Below are 14,964 nucleotides of genomic sequence, written 5' to 3'. Positions count from 1 at the left end.
CCGTTCGTGGTGCCGATCACGATCGTGATCCTGGTCGGGCTGTTCCTGGTCCAGCACAAGGGCGTGGCCGCCATCGGCCGGGTGTTCGGGCCGGTCATGCTGGTCTGGTTCGCCGTGCTCGCCCTGCTGGGCATCGTCGGCATCGTCGGCAACCCCGGGATCCTCGCGGCCGCCAATCCGTTGCGGGCGGTGGACTTCATGCTGCACGCCGGCGTGCATGTCAGCTTCGCGATGCTGGGCGCGGCGTTCCTGGCGGTGACCGGCGGCGAGGCCATGTATGCCGACCTCGGCCATTTCGGGGCGCTGCCGATCCGCACGGCGTGGTTCGCGCTGGTCCTGCCGGCCCTGGTACTGAACTATTTCGGCCAGGGGGCGCTGCTGCTGTCGGCGCCCGACGCCCTCGAGAACCCGTTCTTCCACCTGTGCCCCGACTGGGGCCATCTGCCGCTCATCCTGCTGGCCGCGATGGCGACGATCATCGCCTCGCAGGCGATCATCTCGGGCGTGTTCTCACTGACGCAGCAATCGGTGCAGCTCGGCTTCCTTCCGGCGATGCGCATCGTTCAGACGGCCCGCGACGAGCGCGGCCAGATCTACGTGCCGATGGTGAACTGGCTCCTGGCCGTCGCGACCCTGGTGGCGGTCGTCATGTTCGGCTCGTCCGACGCCCTGGCCGGCGCCTACGGGATCGCCGTCTCGATGCTCATGGGGATCACCACGCTGCTCGCCGCCCTGATCGCGCTCCGGTGGGGCTACAATCCCATCCTGGTCGTGGCGGTGAACGGCTTCTTCCTCGTCATCGACCTCGTGTTCCTCGCCGCCAACAGCGTGAAGGTCCTGGAGGGCGGCTGGTTTCCGCTGGTGCTGGCCGGATTGGTCGCGCTGATGATGCTGACTTGGAAGAGGGGCAACGAACTGGTCGAGGACGCGCGGGTCGCCCTGCGGCTCCCGGAGGACGTGTTCCTGGCGGGCCTCCAGCACCGCGACCTGCTGCGCCTGCCGGGCACGGCGGCCTTCCTGTCGGCCGCGGAGCACGGCATCCCGCTGCACCTCTCGCGCTTCGTCGAGCGGAACCGCGCCCTGATGGAGCGCATCCTGATCATCACGGCGCTCTACGAGGAGACGCCCACCGTCCCGAAGGCGCAGCGGGCCCACGTGACGATCCTGGCCCCGGACTTCTACCGGGTTATCCTGCGCTACGGCTTCATGGAGGAGGCCTCGATCCCCGAGGGGCTCGCCTGCGCGGTGGAATCCCGCCACCTGCCGCCGCAGGCGGTGGACGACATGACCGTCTTCGTCGGGCACGAGACGGTCATTCCCAAGAAGGACCGGCGCGGCATGGCGCCGTGGCGGGAGAACCTGTTCGCCTTCATGCAGCGCAACGCCGAACGCACGGGCGCTTTCTTCGGGGTGCCGACCCGGCAGGTGGTGGAGGTGGGCACCGAGATCGAGATCTAGGTACCGGGGCGCATTGAGACCCGCCGGATCGGTGTCGCCGCTGCCGCCGCGGCGGCCCGCCAAGTCCTCGCGAGAGAACGGACCGTCCGGCGGCCGCCGATAGCCGCCCGACACGCCGCAGCATTGCGCAATTCGATCCGCGGAGACCTGCGCGGGCCGAAACGGCGGGCCGAGCTCTTCCGCGACGGCGCACGGAAACTTGAGCCTCGCTCGACGGCGGGTGCGGAACCGCAGCCGTCCGGCCCCGTTGCGCCCCGACACAGCCGGCGCGTCGATGCGGCGCGCGCCGGATCGGAGAGAGTTCATGAACAGAGACCATCTCGAGGGCGGACTCCGCCACATGCGCGGACGGGCCAAGACGGCGGCGGGGGCGATTCGCGGGCGGCCCGGGGATCAGGTCGACGGCGCCTACGACCAGGCCGCTGGCGCCGCCCGCTACGCCTACGGCGAGGCGCGCGACACCGTGCGTGACCTGCGCGACGGCGGCGAACACCTCGTCGAGGAGGGCCGCGCCCGGTTCCGGGAGGTCAGCGACCGCGGTCACGAACTGGCCGAGGAGGCGATGGAGCGCGGGCAGCACTATCGCGACCGGGCCGTCCGTCACGGACGCCGCCTCGCGGCGCACGCGGACGAGAACCGCGCCACGACGCTCGCCCTCGTGGCCGCCGTCGCGTTCGGTATCGGCTGGCTGGCGCGCCCGACCCGCTGAGGGCTCCCGGCGACGGGGCGGCCGGCGACGCAGCCGCCCCGCTGATTGGACGTATAAAGACATCTTTATGTCTTGATTGCTTCTTGGCCCCTGAGGTGGTAGAGGCTCGCGCCGAACCCCACCGTCAACACGGAGCCGTCGACTCATGGCCAAGGATTACATCGTCAAGGACATCGGGCTGGCCGATTACGGCCGCAAGGAGATCTCGATCGCCGAGACGGAGATGCCGGGCCTGATGGCGGTCCGCGAGGAGTACGGCGCCGCGCAGCCCCTGAAGGGCGCCAAGATCGCCGGCTCGCTCCACATGACGATCCAGACCGCCGTGCTGATCGAGACCCTGAAGGCGCTCGGCGCCGACATCCGCTGGGTCTCCTGCAACATCTACTCGACCCAGGACCATGCCGCCGCCGCCATCGCGGCCGCCGGCATCCCGGTCTTCGCCGTGAAGGGCGAGACCCTGGAGGAGTACTGGGACTACACCTCGCGCCTGTTCGACTGGCATGACGGCGGCATGCCGAACATGATCCTCGACGACGGCGGCGACGCCACCATGTTCGTCCATCTCGGCCTGCGCGCCGAGCGCGGCGACACCGCCTTCCTCGACAAGCCCGAGAGCGAGGAGGAGGAGGTCTTCTTCGCGCTGCTCAAGAAGAAGCTCGCCGAGAAGCCGAAGGGCTGGTTCGCCGGCCTCGCCGACAGCATCAAGGGCGTCTCTGAGGAGACCACCACGGGCGTGCACCGCCTCTACGTGCTCGCCAAGGAGGGCAAGCTGCTCTTCCCGGCGATCAACGTGAACGACTCGGTCACCAAGTCGAAGTTCGACAACCTCTACGGCTGCAAGGAGTCGCTGGTCGACGGCATCCGCCGCGGCACCGACGTGATGATGGCCGGCAAGGTCGCCATGGTGGCGGGCTTCGGCGACGTCGGCAAGGGCTCGGCCGCGTCGCTGCGCAACGCCGGCTGCCGCGTGCTGGTCTCGGAGATCGATCCGATCTGCGCGCTCCAGGCCGCCATGGAGGGCTACGAGGTCGTGACCATGGAGGATGCCGCGCCGCGCGCCGACATCTTCGTCACCGCCACGGGCAACAAGGACATCATCACCATCGATCACATGCGGGCCATGAAGGACCGGGCGATCGTGTGCAACATCGGCCACTTCGACAACGAGATTCAGGTCGCCGGCCTGAAGAACCTCAAGTGGTCCAACATCAAGCCGCAGGTGGACGAGATCACCTTCGCGGACGGTCACCGCATCATCCTCCTGTCGGAGGGGCGTCTGGTGAACCTCGGCAACGCGACGGGTCACCCGTCGTTCGTGATGTCGGCCTCGTTCACCAACCAGACGCTGGCGCAGATCGAGCTCTGGACCAACACGTCGAAGTACCAGAAGCAGGTCTACACCCTGCCCAAGACCCTCGACGAGAAGGTCGCGGCCCTGCACCTGGAGAAGATCGGCGTGAAGCTCTCGAAGCTGCGCCCCGACCAGGCCGCCTATATCGGCGTTTCCGAATCCGGTCCGTTCAAGTCCGAGCACTACCGCTACTGAGGCGGTTCGGGCGAGACCCGAGGCCCGCATTCAGGATGACATCCGAGGCCCGGCGCGCTGCGCCGGGCCTCTTCGTTTGTCAAGACGCCGCTGCGGGGTTGGACTGTGTCTTCTGTGTGTCGTTAACGAGCGATTATGCGCCGCGGACGTAAGGCCACGCTTCGTTCCCCTTCCGACCGGATTCCGCCACACGTTAGAGTGTGGGCGAATCTTTGATCGATGGGACTGCGGCGGTTCGCGAGACTCGCCGCGGGGACGGTGCGTGATGCGCAGCGCGATGACGCGCGCCTCGCATCGCCGTCGATGGGCCGGGGGCGGGACAAGCCATGGGTGTCGGTCGTACGACACACGTTCGGATCGGCGTGGGCGTTCTCGCCCTGACGATAGCGAGTGCCGCGCTGGCCGAGCTGCCCGATGCGGCGGCGGCGCACCCGGCCCGCGAGATCCACAGCGTGGCGGCCCTCGCGGTCTTCGGCGGCCTCGTCGTCTTCGCGGTGATCCTGTCGCTCCTCCATCTCTACGAGCGCGGGCGCTGGACCCGCCGCGAGCGCGAACTGGTCGCGGCCCTCGACGTCCTGCGCGGCGCCCACGACCGCGCCGAGATGCTGCTCAATGCCGAGCGCCAGATCATCGTCACCTGGGACCGGCGCAGCGAGCCCGTCGTCGAAGGCGACATCAGCCTCGCGATCCACGGCGAGCGGCCGACCTCCGGCTACGCGCGCCGCGTGCTTGCCTTCGGCACCTGGCTGATCGCCGCCGACGCCGCCGCGGTCGAGGCCGCCGTCGACACGTTGCGGGCGCGCGGAACCGGCTTCGCGCTGAGTCTCACCTCGCAGACCGGCCGCAGCATCGAGGCCCACGGACAGGCGGTGGCCGGACGGGCGCTTTTGCGGCTGCGCGAGACCAGCCAGGAGCGGTGTGAGATCGCCGACCTGCGTGCCACCCTGGACGAGACCCGCCGGGGTCTCTCGGCCCTCTCGGGCCTCCTCGACGCGATCCCGCAGCCGGTCTGGCGGCGCACCCGCGAGGGCAGCCTGAGCTGGGTCAACGCCGCCTACGCGGCCGCCGTGGAGGCGCAGAGCCGCGAGGCGGCCCTGGATGCCGGCGTGGAGCTGTTCGACCGGCCGGCCCGGGAAACCATCGCCCGCGAGGAGGCGGCCCGGTCCGCCGGCCTGACCCGCGGCGTCCCGCGGCTCTCGGCCATCGTGGCCGGCAGCCGGCGCATGCTCGACGTGTTCGAGACGAGCCTCGACAACGGCCGGGTCGGGATCGCGATCGACGTGTCGGAGCTGGAGAGCGTGCGCGCCGACCTCCAGCGGCAGATGAATGCGAACGTCCGGACCCTCGACCAGCTGCCCACCGCGGTGGCGATGTTCGACGTCTCGCAGCGGCTGATCTTCCACAACGCGGCCTATCGCCAGCTCTGGGACCTCGATCAGGCCTTCCTCGACAGCCGCCCCTCCGACGGCGAGATCCTCGATCACCTGCGCTCGGAGCGGAAGCTCGAGGAGCACGCGGATTTCCGGGGCTGGAAGCACGGCGTGCTCGCCGCCTACCGCGCCGCGGAGGCGAATCAGACCTGGTGGTATCTGCCCGACGGCCGGACGCTGCGCGTGGTCGCCGACCCGAACCCGCAGGGCGGCCTGACCTACCTGTTCGACGACGTCTCCGACCACCTCAACGCCGAGTCCCGGTACAACGCCCTGCGCCGCCTGCAGGCCGAGACGCTCGATACCCTGGCCGAGCCCGTGGCGGTCTTCGGGGCCGACGGCCGGCTCACCCTGGCGAACCGCGCCTTCTGCACCGTGTGGCGGCTCGATCCCGAACGCGTCGAGGAGCGCCCGCACGTGGACGCCGTCATCGAATCCTGCCGGGCCCTGGCCCCGGCCGAGGAATCGTGGATCGACATCCGGGATGCCGTCGTCGGGCTGGAATCCAGGACGGCCCGGTCGTGCCGGCTGGAGGTGGTGGACGGCACCGTCCTCGACTGCGCCACGCAGCCGCTTCCCGAAGGCGCTACGCTCCTCACCCTCATCGACATCACCGACAGCGTGAACGTCGAGCGGGCGCTTACCGAGAAGAACGACGCCCTGGAGAAGGCGGCGCAGCTGCGCGACACCTTCGTGCATCACGTCTCCTACGAGCTGCGCTCGCCGCTCACGAACATCATCGGCTTCACCCAGCTCCTGGGCGACGAGACCGTCGGAGCGCTCAACGAGCGCCAGCGCGAGTATTCGGACCACATCATGCGCTCCTCGGCGGCGCTTCTCGTCATCATCAACGACATCCTCGATCTCGCCTCGATCGACGCCGGCTCGCTGGAACTTCAGCGGGAGGAGGTCGACGTGCAGGCCACCATCGAGGCGGCCGTGCGCGGGATCGCGGACCGGCTGGCGGAGTCGAACATCACCCTGGCGCTCGACGTGCCCGACGACATCGGCGGCGTCCACGCCGACGGAAAGCGCGTCCGCCAGATCCTGTTCAACCTGCTGTCGAACGCCGTCGGCTTCTCGGATGCCGGGCAGCGGGTGGAGGTCCATGCCCGGCGCACCGAGCAGGAGCTCCTGCTGAGCGTGCGCGATCACGGCCGGGGGATGCCGCCGGAGATCGCCGATTCGGTCTTCAACCGCTTCGAGAGCCACACCCTCGGCACGCGGCACCGGGGCGTCGGTCTCGGCCTTTCGATCGTGCGCTCCTTCGTCGAGCTGCACGGCGGTCGGGTCCGGCTCGATACGGCGCCCGGCAGCGGGACCTGCGTGACCTGCACCTTCCCGCTCAACCTCGCCGCGCGACCGCTCCGCCAGTCGGAGCCGCCGCCGCCGGCAGGCCCGGCGACGGCGCCGCGCAGACCCGGGGCGGCGCTGAACTGAGGCGGATCGCCTCCGGCCCCCGCCCGCTGGCCCGGACCCGGCGATCGCGGAGCGCTGACGAGCCGGCGGGCTTGATTCTTGGTCCGGCGTTGCGCAGCAGGGACCGATGTCCGCACATGATCGTTCCGGCTGGGCCGTCTTCCGCATCGGCGATTTTCGCCTGTTCGGGTCCGCCCGCTTTCTGACGGGCCTGGCCTATCAGATGCAGGCGGTGGCGATCGGCTGGTTCGTCTACGACCTGACCCATTCCGCCCTGGCTCTGGGCCTCGTCGGCCTGGCCGGCTTCCTGCCCGCCGTGATCTGCGCGCTGATCACCGGCCACGTGGCGGACGCCTATGATCGCCGGCTCGTCGGCGCGGCGGCCTTCGCGCTGCAGAGTGCGGCGAGCTTCGGCCTCCTCGCCTACGCGCTGGCGGGCCTGCAATCCGTCTGGCCGATCTACGCCCTGGTGGTGGTGGTCGGTACGGCCCGGGCCTTCGCCAACCCGGCGCTGCAGGCCCTGCTGCCGACCCTGGTGCCCGGCCCGCAGTTCAGCTCGGCCATCGCGTGGAACGCCTCGCTCTGGCAGAGCGCGTCCGTGATGGGTCCGGCGCTGGGCGGCTTCCTTTACGCCCTCGGCCCCGCCGTGGTGTTCGGCGGGGCCGGCGGAAGCTTCGCCCTGGCGAGCCTCCTGACGGCGCTGATCCGCTTTCGACCGGCAGCCGCGGGCGAACGCCCGCCGATCACCTGGGCGGCGCTGTCGGCCGGCATCGCCTATATCCGCGCGCAGCCGGTGGTGCTCGGCGCGATCAGCCTCGATCTGTTCACGGTCCTGCTCGGGGGAGCCACGGCCCTCCTGCCGATCTACGCCGCCGAGGTGCTGCATGTCGGCCCCCTCGGCCTCGGCGCCCTCCGGAGCATGCCGGCCTTCGGGGCGGTCGCCATGGCGGTGCTGCTGGCGAACCGCCCCCTCAGGCGCTACGCGGGCTTGCGCATGCTCCGGGCCGCCGCCCTGTTCGGCGCCGCCACGGTCGCCTTCGGCCTCTCGACCTCGCTGCCGCTGTCGATGGCCTGCCTGTTCGTCACGGGCGCCGCCGACATGATCTCGGTCTACGTGCGCCAGACCTTCGTGCAGGGCGAGACGCCGGACGCGATGCGCGGCCGGGTCTCGGCGGTGAACACGGTGTTCATCGGGGCGTCCAACGAACTCGGCGAGTTCGAATCCGGCCTGCTCGCCGCCGCCGTCGGGGCGGTGCCGGCCGTCGTGGCGGGGGGCGCCGCGACGGTGGTGATCGCGCTGCTCTGGGGCCGCCTGTTCCCGGCGCTGCGGGATCGCGACCGGTTGTTGGTGCAGGGGTGAACGGCTCGGACGCGCACCCCGGATGATGCGCGCGCGCCCGCATGGCGTCGCGGTCCGCCATGCCGCCTGTCGATCGCTTCGCCGCCGCGGTCCGCGCAGGCGGAGCGCGGCGACCTGCTCGGCATCACCGCCCGATCGTGCGCCTTCAGAAGCGACGTCGCGGCCGCGCGCCGCCCTCAGCGGCCCGCGAGCAGCGGCGACCAGGTCGGATCGGAGGCGTAGGCGGGCGTGGAGACCGGCTGCTCCACGCGGCCGGTGATGTCGACCATGAACAGCTTGCCGCCGCCCTGGCCGCCGGGGTCGCGGAAGAACAGTACGTATTGACCGTTCGGCGCGAAGGTCGGCCCCTCGTTGTGGAAGCCTTCGGTGAGGACGCGCTCGCCGGTGCCGTCGGGCTTCGACACGCAGATGGCGAAGCCGCCGTTGCGCTGGCGCGTATAGGCGATCAGGTCGCCGCGGGGCGAGAAGGCCGGCTGCGAGGCCGAGCCGGCGCCGAAGGTGATGCGGTGCGGGTTCGAGCCGTCCGCGCCCATCACGTAGACCTGCTGAGAGCCGCCGCGGTCCGACTCGAAGGCGATCTGTGCGCCGTCCGGCGAGTAGGTCGGCGAGGTGTCGATCGCCATGCCGTTGGTGATCGAATGCTGCGCCTTCGAGGCGATGTCCATCGTGACGATGTCGGCGTTGCCGCCCTGCTGCACGCTCATGACGAGCTTGCGGCCGTCCGGCGAGAAGCGCGGGCTGGCGCTCATGGAATCGACGTTGCCGAGCGCCTGTCGCGACCCGGTCTCCAGGTTGATGACCTGGACTCGCGGCTGGTGGCCGGTGGCTTGCGCCATGAAGGCGATGTCCTGGGTGGCCGGCGAGTAGCGCGGCGCCACGATCGACATCTCACCGCTGGTGATCGCCCGGACGTTGGCGCCGTCCTGGTCCATGACCATCAGGCGCTTGCGGCGGTTCTCCTTCGGGCCGGTCTCGTCCACGAAGGCGATGCGGCTGTCGAACCAGGGTCCGAGGCCGGTGATCTTGGTGTAGACGGCGTCGGAGATCAGGTGGCCGGTGCGCCGGGCATTGGCGGCGTCGGTGCCGTATTGCTGGCCGGTCATCTGCTGGCCGGACGTGACGTCCCAGAGCCGGAACTCGACCTTGAGCCGGCCGCCGTCGCGGACAACGCGGCCGGTGACGAGCCCCTGGATGCCGGTGGCGCGCCACTTCTCGAAGTTCGGCGCGGCGTCGAAGTTCGGCTGCTCGGGGAAACGGGCGTGGTCGAGGGGCGTGAAATAGCCGGACCGGCGCAGGTTGTTGGTCACGACGCCGGACACGAGGCCCCCCAGGCTGGGGTCGCCGCCGAAATCGGCGATCGCGATCGGCATCGGCTGGAAGTTGCCGCCGCCGATGCGCAGCTGCAGCTGGGCCTGCGCCGGGCCGGCCAGGAACGCCGTCAGCACGACGAACAGCGCGATCAGGCGCGCGGGGAGGGACGTCGGGAGACGCCCGACGGATGAGACGTTCTGCATCGTTCAGATCCGGGTGACGGTCAGACAGGTCGGCGGTCGAGGGCGGGCGCGGGAGACGGAGCCTCAGGTCGCCGTGAACTCGAACTCCGCGTTGATGGCCTTCCAGTCGTTGTAGTACGGCGCGTAGGTGGCCGGAATGTTGTACGGCGCACACCGGCGGACCGCCCGGAGCGCGGCCTGCGCGATCGACTGATCCACCGCGCTCGCACCGCCGCGCATGATCCGCGGCTCGGTGCTGAGCGAGCCGTTCGGGTTCAGGCGGATGTCGAGCACCGGCAGGACCACGCCCTGGGCCGCCCCGGGGGGCGCCGAATAGCAGCGCTCGATCTGCTGCTGGAGCAGGCCGACCAGGGCGTCGCGGAGCGACGGCGACAGGCGCTGCGCCGTACCGGTCGCGGCGCCGAGGGCCGCCACCTTCTGCACCGTGTGTCCGGTGGCGCCGGTCGATTGCGACGGCACCTTCGAGGCGAGCATCGAGCGGATGTCGCCCGCGTTGAACTTGTCGGCCAGCTCGGCCTGCTTGCGCGCCTTGGCCTCCGCGTCGGCCTTGGCCTTCGCGTCCGCCATCGCCTTGGCCTTCGCCTTGGCGGCGGCATCCGCCTTCGCGGCCGCCTCTGCCTTGGCGGCTTCGGCCTTGGCCTTGGCGGCCGCCTCCTGCTTCTCGCGCTCGGCCTCGGCCTTCGCTTCGGCGAGGTCCTTCTGGCGTTCGGCTTCCGCCTCGGCCTTGGCCTTGGCGTCTGCGGCCTTTTTGGCCGCTTCCTTGGCTGCCTCAGCCTTGGCCTTGGCGGCCGCGGCCTTCTGCGCGGCTTCGGCCTCGGCCTCCTGCTTCTCGATCAATTTCACAAGCTGCTCGCGTTTCTCCGCCTCCGCCTTGGCGGCGGCCGCTTCGGCCTTGGCTTTCGCTTCGGCCTTGGTCGCCTTCTCGGCCGCAGCCTTCTCGGCCGTCGCCTTGGCGGCCTTCTCGGCGGCTTTCTCGGCCGCCTTCTCGGCGTCGCGCTTCTCCTGCGCCGCCTTGGCGGCCTTGGCCGTCTCCTGCGGGTCCGGTTCGCCGCGCAGCGGCATCTCCTCCGCGTTGGCGAGCTTCATCTCGGCGGTGCGTGTGGGCGCGGTCGGTGCGTCGGTCTTGGCGTTCTCGGGCTCGCGATCCTCGACCTTCTCGGCCTGGCGGTCGGCGCGGGATGTCGGATTCGGCATCGGCTTGTCGGCCTGACGCTCGCCCTTGGTGATCTCGGAGAACTGGTTCTCGGTGATCACCTCGACGGGCACGCCCTCCTGCGCTTCGGGCAGGGCCGGGGCCGCGATGCTGAACAGCGCCAGCGCCAGGAGCGCGACGTGGGTGCCGGCGGAGATCCAGACACCCGGTTCCTTATGGTCGAAGCGGAACTCCACGGGGCGGCCCTACTGATGCTCGGGCTCGGTGACGAGCGCCACCTTCTTGAAGCCGCCGCCGGTGACGATCGCCATCACCTGCGCCACGCGGCCGTAGTCGACGCGCTTGTCGCCGCGCACGAACACGCGCTCCTCGGTGCCGGTCTTGGCGGTCTCGGTGAGCTTCGGCACGATCATCTCGTCGGTGAGTTCGTCCTCGCCGAGGAAGACCTGCCCGGTCTGGCGGATCGACAGGGTGATCGGCTTCACGTCGGAATTGAGCGGGGAGGCCTTCGACTGCGGCAGGTCCAGGGGCACGCCCACGGTCATCATCGGCGCCGCCACCATGAAGATGATCAGGAGGACCAGCACGACGTCGATGAACGGCGTCATGTTGATCTCGTTGATGGGGCCGCCGCGGCGGCTCCGACGCCGACGGCGCTTCCCGCCCTGCGATGCGCCCGCTGCCATGCCCATGAATCGCGTTCCTCTCGCTCGGTGTCCGGCGGATCTGCCTCAGGCGGCCAGCGGCAGCCGCTCGTCGATCTGGCGGGAGAGGATGGCGGAGAACTCGTCGGCGAAGCCCTCCAGGCGCGACTGCGCCTTGGTCACCTCCGCCTGGAGCTTGTTGTAGGCGAGCACGGCCGGGATCGCCGCGAACAGGCCGATGGCGGTGGCGAACAGGGCCTCGGCGATGCCGGGAGCCACGACGGCCAGCGACGTGTTCTTCGAGGCGGCGATCGACGTGAAGGCGGTCATGATGCCCCAGACCGTGCCGAACAGGCCGATATACGGGCCGGCCGAGCCGATCGAGGCGAGGAACAGCAGGCGGGATTCCAGACGCTCCACCTCCCGGTGGATCGTGACGTCGAGCTGTTTTTCGATCCGCTGCGACAGCGACTGGATCTGGCGGCCGGAGCCCTCGAACGAGCGCTTCCATTCCCGCATGGCGGCGACGAACACGGCGGCGAGGCCGGTGGCCGGCCGGTCGTTGAACGAGCGGAACAGCTCCTCCAGGGAGCGGCCGGACCAGAACGCGTCCTCGAACGCGTCCATCTCGGCCTTGGTGCGGCGGAACAGCAGCGTCTTGTCGACGATGATCGACCAGCACCAGATCGAGGCGCTGAGCAGCCCGATCATCACGATCTTGACGACGAAGTGGGCCTGAAGGAACAGACCGAGCAGCGTCATGTCGGCGACAGGCGCGGCCTGCATCGCGTCGGCTGGGTTCATCCGTCGAGGTCTCCTGCTCCGGATCGCGATGCGCCGGGCGACGCCCGCGTCCGCCGGATCCGTGAGCGATATCAATGCTGTCGCCCGCGAATCTGTCGAAAGTATGGGCCGCCCGCGGCCCCCGCGTGCCGCGGCCGCATCGACTCCGTTAAGGGCGCGGCAGGGTTAAGGATCGGTTTCGATCCGGTCGATCCTGGGCTTCGGCCGCGCGGATCCGGGCTGGACCTTCGGAAACCGCGGCCTCTATGGTCGTCACCGCGGCGGCGAGTCGCACGCAACCCGAGACCCGCACAGGAAGCGCATGACACTTCCCGTTCCCAGCCTTCACGAGCTTCTGCCCACCGGCCCGGCCCGGTTCCTCGGCTGGTCGGTGATCGCCGACCCGGCGATGGCGGGTGCGCTGGCCCGCGCGGGCTTCGATGCCGTGCTCCTCGATCAGCAGCACGGCGCCTACGATTACAGGTCCAGCTGCGCGGCGATCACCGAGGTGGCTCTGGCCGGCAAGGCCGCCCTCGTGCGGGTGCCGGTGGGCGATGTCGCCATGGTGTCTCGGATGCTGGATGCGGGCGCGGCCGGGATCGTGGCGCCGATGATCAACACCGTCGCCCAGGCGCAGGCGCTCGCCGACGCCGCCAAGTTCCCGCCCGTCGGGCAGCGGAGCTGGGGGCCGGACCGGGCGATCCTGCTCTCCGGTCTCCGGGACGCGTCGGAATATCTGGCGGTCGGCAACGCCCGCGCGCTGACCATCGCGATGTGCGAGACCGCGGAGTCGATCGCCGCGCTGGAGGCGATCCTGGCGGTCCCGGGCATCGACGGCATCCTGGTCGGTCCCGCCGACCTGTCGATCGCCCTGTCCCAGGGAGCGGCCATGGACCCGCTCGGATCGGCGGTCACGGCGGCGCTCGCCGAGATCGTCCGCAAGACGCTGGCGGCGGGCAAGCTGCCCTGTGCGTTCGCGCCGTCGCCGGCACGGGCGCGCGAAATGGTGGCGATGGGCTTCCAGCTCGTGTCGATCGAGTACGACGCGATGACCGTCGCCCACGCCTTCGCCCGGCTGCTGCGCGAGGCCGATCCCGCGCGCACGGGCTGAGCGTCTAGGCGCCCGCCAACGCGGTGAGCTGCCGCCGCAGGGCCTCGGGCAGGCGGACCGCCCGGCCCTCGCGCACGCAGGCCACCGTCACCTCTGCGGCGACGAGCCGTTCGTCGCCGCGGCAGACGTGCTGGATCAGCTGCATCGAGGCACCCCGCAGCTCCCGCGTGCGGGTGACGACGGTCAGCAGGTCGTCCATCCGGGCCGGCGTCAGGAATTCGAGGCTCATCCGCCGCACCACGAAGACGAGCCCTTGGGCGTCGCGGTGCAGGGCGGACTGATTTCCGGCGAGGTCGCGCAGCATCTCGGTGCGGCCGCGCTCCAGGAACCGCAGATAGCTCGCGTGGTACACGAAGCCCGAAAAGTCCGTGTCCTCGTAGTAGACGCGGACTGAGAGCCGGTGGGACGGGGTGCCATCCGGGTCCGGACCCTCGCTGGCGGGCTCCTTGGTGATCATGGGGATCCTTAGCGGCTCGCCCGGAGCCGGTGCAATACGAAGAGGGCCGCCCCTAGGGGGCGGCCCTCGCGTATCGACCGACCGGTGCCGAAATCAGCCGCCGATGCGGGCCGCCAGGCTCGCCGAGTGGGCGTGCTCGTCGGCGATGTAGGGCAGGGCCTCGGCGGCGAACTGACGACCCTGGGCGCTGTCGCCGGCCTTCGCGTAGGAATCGTAGAGCGCAAGGGTCCGGGCGTCGGACCGTGCCTGCTGGGCGACGAAGGTGCGGTCGAAGCTGCGGCCGTTCGGCGCCGCCTGGAGCTGCGCGAGACGCGCCTGGCCACGCTCGCCCAGTGCGACCCGGCGGCCGGGCTCGGCGGGGCTGTTGTCGATGATGCCGACAGCGCCGAGGGCACCGCCCACGATGCTGGTGCCGATGTTGGCCGCCACCGTCACCGGCGCCAGGACGAGGCCGACCGGGTTGCTCAGATCGGTGCGGATGCCCTGGTTGTCCGACACGACCGAGCCGTTACGCGACAGCGAGGTGTTCGGGGGCAGCAGCGCATCCGTGGTCGCCTTGCGCTCGACGAGGACGCGGTGGGCGTAGTTGCGGACGTTCGGGTTGCGCGACCGCTCCAGGGCGATCCGGCTCGCCTCGATGCTGGCGGCGTCGGAGCGCAGGGCCTCGGCGCGGAAGGCCGGCGTCTCGGTCGTGGCGGCGCCGGCATCGTCCTGCTGGGCGAAGGGGAGCACCCGGATCGGCAGCGCGTCCTGCGCGAAGGCCGGCGCGGCCAGGACGGCGGCGGACAGGCCGAGGACGGCGAGCGAAATCTTCTTCATGGCTGAAGTGTATCCCTGATAGTGTTCTTGACGGCTTGAAGACCTGTGGCGAACCGAGCGGTGGGCCTTGCAGACGACAGCCTTGGCGGCGCCACCGGAACGGGGCGCGGTCGGGTCCACAACCGATCGATTTCCCGGCTGTTCCATCTTCGGCCTATCGAGACGTCGGCAAAATAGCCTCCGCGCCGGCCGGCAAGCTCGACCATACTGCCCCCAGCGAAGCCGGAAACGCGCGTCTCCGCAGAGACTTGCCGATGACGAGCCGCGCAGCGACCGCGCCGACGCCTCCCGATCGTCGGGGACCTGCCATTCCAAAGGCGAAATGCAGGCCCGTGGCACGCACATACGGTGATGCGTCGGCGTCAGTCCTGGCCGTCATCGAAGAAGCCGGTCTGGCCGCCGGTCTCGCGTCTGGGTCGTGCGATTCCGAGGTGGTCGTAGGCGTGCCGGGTGAGGACGCGGCCGCGGGGGGTGCGCTGCACGAAGCCGCGCTGGATCAGGTAGGGCTCGATGATGTCCTCGATGGCGTCGCGCGGCTCCGACAGGGCCGCGCCGATCGTC

Annotated in this window: 13 protein-coding genes; 6 read left to right on the top strand and 7 right to left on the bottom strand. The window is 70.3% G+C overall.

All coding sequences use genetic code 11. The features are described 5' to 3' along the window. From MKL01_RS00910 to MKL01_RS00890, 5 genes are all read left to right on the top strand, one after another. A partial coding sequence (locus tag MKL01_RS00910) for a KUP/HAK/KT family potassium transporter (RefSeq protein ID WP_243903360.1) occupies window positions 1-1,458 on the top strand: 1,458 nt, incomplete at its 5' end. 304 nt (window positions 1,459-1,762) lie between these two features. After that, a complete protein-coding gene (locus MKL01_RS00905) occupies window positions 1,763-2,167 on the top strand; it encodes a CsbD family protein (RefSeq protein WP_243903359.1) in 405 nt (134 codons plus the stop codon). A gap of 145 nt (window positions 2,168-2,312) precedes the next feature. Next, window positions 2,313-3,713: an adenosylhomocysteinase gene (ahcY, locus tag MKL01_RS00900; RefSeq protein WP_243903358.1), complete on the top strand. Its 1,401-nt coding sequence runs from the start codon at window positions 2,313-2,315 to the stop codon at window positions 3,711-3,713. Between the two features lie 326 nt (window positions 3,714-4,039). Beyond that, window positions 4,040-6,583, top strand: coding sequence for a sensor histidine kinase (locus MKL01_RS00895; protein ID WP_243903357.1), 2,544 nt, complete (start codon window positions 4,040-4,042; stop codon window positions 6,581-6,583). Between the two features lie 106 nt (window positions 6,584-6,689). After that, complete coding sequence (locus tag MKL01_RS00890) at window positions 6,690-7,922, top strand: MFS transporter (protein WP_243903356.1); 1,233 nt, start codon at window positions 6,690-6,692, stop codon at window positions 7,920-7,922. Between the two features lie 176 nt (window positions 7,923-8,098). Here the strand turns inward: MKL01_RS00890 and tolB are convergent, their stop codons facing one another. From tolB to tolQ, 4 genes are all read right to left on the bottom strand, one after another. Beyond that, window positions 8,099-9,436 (bottom strand): Tol-Pal system beta propeller repeat protein TolB, encoded by a 1,338-nt coding sequence (gene tolB / locus MKL01_RS00885; RefSeq protein WP_243903355.1) that lies wholly within the window; start codon window positions 9,434-9,436, stop codon window positions 8,099-8,101. A gap of 63 nt (window positions 9,437-9,499) precedes the next feature. Beyond that, the gene (tolA, locus tag MKL01_RS00880; RefSeq protein WP_243903354.1) at window positions 9,500-10,825 is read right to left on the bottom strand and encodes a cell envelope integrity protein TolA; all 1,326 of its coding nucleotides are present in this window, start codon (window positions 10,823-10,825) and stop codon (window positions 9,500-9,502) included. Window positions 10,826-10,834: 9 nt separating this feature from the next. Continuing rightward, window positions 10,835-11,281, bottom strand: coding sequence for an ExbD/TolR family protein (locus MKL01_RS00875; protein WP_243903353.1), 447 nt, complete (start codon window positions 11,279-11,281; stop codon window positions 10,835-10,837). A 39-nt stretch (window positions 11,282-11,320) separates the two neighbouring features. Next, on the bottom strand, window positions 11,321-12,037 hold the full coding sequence (gene tolQ, locus MKL01_RS00870; protein ID WP_043349106.1) for a protein TolQ: 717 nt from the start codon (window positions 12,035-12,037) through the stop codon (window positions 11,321-11,323). A gap of 301 nt (window positions 12,038-12,338) precedes the next feature. Here tolQ and MKL01_RS00865 point away from each other — a divergent pair, with 301 nt between their 5' ends. Next, window positions 12,339-13,127: an HpcH/HpaI aldolase family protein gene (locus MKL01_RS00865; protein ID WP_243903352.1), complete on the top strand. Its 789-nt coding sequence runs from the start codon at window positions 12,339-12,341 to the stop codon at window positions 13,125-13,127. A gap of 4 nt (window positions 13,128-13,131) precedes the next feature. On the opposite strand, the gene ybgC is transcribed toward MKL01_RS00865, so the two are convergent. The 3 genes from ybgC to MKL01_RS00850 all read right to left on the bottom strand — a co-directional run. Beyond that, window positions 13,132-13,584, bottom strand: coding sequence for a tol-pal system-associated acyl-CoA thioesterase (gene ybgC, locus MKL01_RS00860; RefSeq protein ID WP_243903351.1), 453 nt, complete (start codon window positions 13,582-13,584; stop codon window positions 13,132-13,134). Window positions 13,585-13,677: 93 nt separating this feature from the next. Further along, window positions 13,678-14,403, bottom strand: a complete 726-nt coding sequence (locus MKL01_RS00855) for a DUF4142 domain-containing protein (protein ID WP_243903350.1) — start codon at window positions 14,401-14,403, stop codon at window positions 13,678-13,680. Window positions 14,404-14,765: 362 nt separating this feature from the next. After that, window positions 14,766-14,964 (bottom strand): Holliday junction DNA helicase RuvB C-terminal domain-containing protein (locus tag MKL01_RS00850; RefSeq protein ID WP_279604328.1); only part of this gene is annotated, 199 nt, incomplete at its 5' end.

It is taken from the genome of Methylobacterium sp. J-070 (genome assembly GCF_022829385.1).
GTDB lineage: Bacteria > Pseudomonadota > Alphaproteobacteria > Rhizobiales > Beijerinckiaceae > Methylobacterium.
This window is presented reverse-complemented; position numbering and strand designations above follow the sequence as displayed.

Bases quoted from the DNA above. Each gene is read 5' to 3' on its own strand.
- ybgC (WP_243903351.1), bottom strand. From the start codon at position 13,584: ATGATCACCAAGGAGCCCGCCAGCGAGGGTCCGGACCCGGATGGCACC.
- tolQ (WP_043349106.1), bottom strand. From the start codon at position 12,037: ATGAACCCAGCCGACGCGATGCAGGCCGCGCCTGTCGCCGACATGACG.
- MKL01_RS00890 (WP_243903356.1), top strand. From the start codon at position 6,690: ATGTCCGCACATGATCGTTCCGGCTGGGCCGTCTTCCGCATCGGCGAT.
- MKL01_RS00875 (WP_243903353.1), bottom strand. From the start codon at position 11,281: ATGGGCATGGCAGCGGGCGCATCGCAGGGCGGGAAGCGCCGTCGGCGT.
- MKL01_RS00895 (WP_243903357.1), top strand. From the start codon at position 4,040: ATGGGTGTCGGTCGTACGACACACGTTCGGATCGGCGTGGGCGTTCTC.
- ahcY (WP_243903358.1), top strand. From the start codon at position 2,313: ATGGCCAAGGATTACATCGTCAAGGACATCGGGCTGGCCGATTACGGC.
- tolB (WP_243903355.1), bottom strand. From the start codon at position 9,436: ATGCAGAACGTCTCATCCGTCGGGCGTCTCCCGACGTCCCTCCCCGCG.
- MKL01_RS00865 (WP_243903352.1), top strand. From the start codon at position 12,339: ATGACACTTCCCGTTCCCAGCCTTCACGAGCTTCTGCCCACCGGCCCG.
- MKL01_RS00855 (WP_243903350.1), bottom strand. From the start codon at position 14,403: ATGAAGAAGATTTCGCTCGCCGTCCTCGGCCTGTCCGCCGCCGTCCTG.
- MKL01_RS00905 (WP_243903359.1), top strand. From the start codon at position 1,763: ATGAACAGAGACCATCTCGAGGGCGGACTCCGCCACATGCGCGGACGG.